The organism is Streptomyces sp. WAC06614 (assembly GCF_003949795.1).
Classification (GTDB): Bacteria; Actinomycetota; Actinomycetes; order Streptomycetales; family Streptomycetaceae; genus Streptomyces.
Genome location: NZ_RPRY01000652.1, coordinates 1 through 1,467, shown reverse-complemented (window position 1 = coordinate 1,467; position 1,467 = coordinate 1). Strand labels below are relative to the sequence as shown.

Below are 1,467 nucleotides of genomic sequence, written 5' to 3'. Positions count from 1 at the left end.
CGCGTTCGCCGAGCACGTCCTGCCGGGAGGCCACTTCTACTTCCAGGACCGGCTGCCGGAGTTCTTCGCGGTGCTGTCCTCGGTGATCGGCGCCGGGGCGCCGATCACCGAGGACAGCACCGCGAAGAACTCCGGCAGCCGGTCCTGGAAGTAGAAGTGGCCTCCCGGCAGGACGTGCTCGGCGAACGCGTGGTCGGTGACCTCCGCCCATCGGCCGAGCGAGGCCGCCGGGGCGACCGGGTCGGCGTCCCCGCCGATCACCGTGACCGGGCAGTCCACCCGGGCCTCGGCGGCCGGGCACTCATAGACGTCGTCGATGGCGAAGTCGGCACGGATGGACGGGATGACGATCTCGCGCAGCTCCGGGTCGTCGAGGATGGCGTCGTCGGTGCCGCCGCGCTCCTTGATGGCGGCCACCAGCTCGTCGTCGTCCAGGCGCTCGGGGTGGACCACGGCCGGGTTGGCCAGGAACGGCGCCCGGCAGGCGGAGGCCACCAGGGCCCGCGGGGTACGGCCGGCCGCCTGGAGCAGCCGCACCACCTCGAACGCGACCAGCGAGCCCATGCTGTGCCCCAGCACCACCAGGTCCTCGGTGGCCCCGGCCGGCAGGCACGCCGCCACGGGCCCGGCGAGGTCCGCGATGTCACGGGGCAGGTCCTCCGCGAAGCGGGCCCCGCGCCCCGGGTACTGGCCGATCAACAGCCGTACGTCGGACGGGAGGTGCTCGCGCCAGCCGGCGTAGGCGTGGGCGTTGCCACCGGCGTGCGGCAGGACCAGGAGCGCGGTGCGCTGCGGGCCCTCGCCGGGCAGGTCCCACACCACGTCGTCGGGGGCGGGGGCCGTCTCGGCGCCGTAGGCGGTGAGGTCGGTCATGAGGAACTCCGTTCCAGGTCGGTGGTGCGGCGGCGCAGGGCGGGCCGGGCCCGCCGGGGCGGGGCCGCGCCGGCCGACAGCCGGGTGTCGATGTACTGGGCGAGGGCGGCCGGGGTGGGGTGCTGGAAGACGTCGCGCAGGGAGAGGGTGACGCCCAGCTCGGCCCCGAGCCGGTGGGTGAGGCGGGCGGCGAGCAGCGAGTGCCCGCCGTGGTCGAAGAAGTCGTCGTCGATGGACAGCGGTCCGGCCGCGGACAGGGCCTCGGCGAACAGGCCGAGCACCGTCGTCTCCAGCGGGGTGCGCGGCGGCCGGCCGCCGACGGCCGCGGCCGCCTTCGGCACGGGCAGTGCCCGCTTGTCGATCTTCCCGTTGGGCGTCAGCGGCAGCCGGTCCAGGGGCACCACGAACGCCGGGACCATGTGGTCCGGCAGCCGCTCGCGCAGCCAGAGGCGGACCTCCTGCGGCGTCGGCCCCGGCTCCAGCGCCAGGCAGACCTGGAACAGCGGGTGCCGGGCCAGCGAACGCGGCGGGTTCACCGCCTCCAGGACCAGGTCGAACGGGGCGTCGTGGTGCGCGAACGCATCCAGGTCCACC

The 1,467-nt window shown here is 75.3% G+C and carries 2 protein-coding genes; both read right to left on the bottom strand.

Annotated elements, in window-relative coordinates; all coding sequences use genetic code 11:
* Positions 1–36: 36 nt before the first annotated feature.
* A complete protein-coding gene (locus EF918_RS35655; RefSeq protein WP_125652971.1) occupies positions 37–873 on the bottom strand; it encodes a thioesterase II family protein in 837 nt (278 codons plus the stop codon).
* A partial coding sequence (locus EF918_RS35650; RefSeq protein ID WP_148141354.1) for a phosphopantetheine-binding protein occupies positions 870–1,467 on the bottom strand: 598 nt, incomplete at its 5' end. The genes EF918_RS35655 and EF918_RS35650, both read right to left, overlap by 4 nt.